This window comes from Streptomyces pimonensis, assembly GCF_041380215.1.
GTDB classification, from domain to species: domain Bacteria; phylum Actinomycetota; class Actinomycetes; order Streptomycetales; family Streptomycetaceae; genus Streptomyces; species Streptomyces pimonensis.
In genome coordinates this window covers 1-414 of the sequence record NZ_JAHWZY010000150.1, presented here as the reverse complement: position 1 = coordinate 414, position 414 = coordinate 1, and the positions used below count along the sequence as shown (strand labels likewise).

The following is a 414-nucleotide window of genomic DNA, read 5'->3' as shown; positions in this document are numbered from 1 at the left end:
GAGAACAGGACGAACGCCGACAGGTCCAGGTCACGGGTCAGCTCGTGCAGATGCCAGGCCGCGTCCACCTTCGGCCGGAACACCGTGTCCACCCGCTCCGGCGTCAGCGAACCGATCACACCGTCGTCCAGCACACCCGCCGTGTGCACGACCGCGGAGACCTCGTGCTCGGCGAGCAGCGCCGCCACCGCATCCCGGTCCGCCACATCGCACGCCACCAACGTCACCTCGGCGCCCAACGCGACCAGGTCACTACGCAGTTCCTCAGCACCCTCGGCAGCCGCGCCGCGCCGGCTGACCAGCAGCAGGCTCCGTACGCCCCGCTCCACGACCAGGTGCCGCGCCACGAGCCCGCCCAGCGTGCCCGTCGCACCCGTGACCAGCACCGCACCGGAACCGAACCCGGAATCCTCC

At 71.5% G+C, this 414-nt stretch carries 1 protein-coding gene; it reads right to left on the bottom strand.

The window, feature by feature from the left end; all coding sequences use genetic code 11:
- A partial coding sequence (locus KYY02_RS33770) for an SDR family NAD(P)-dependent oxidoreductase (protein WP_371244917.1) occupies positions 1 to 414 on the bottom strand: 414 nt, incomplete at both ends.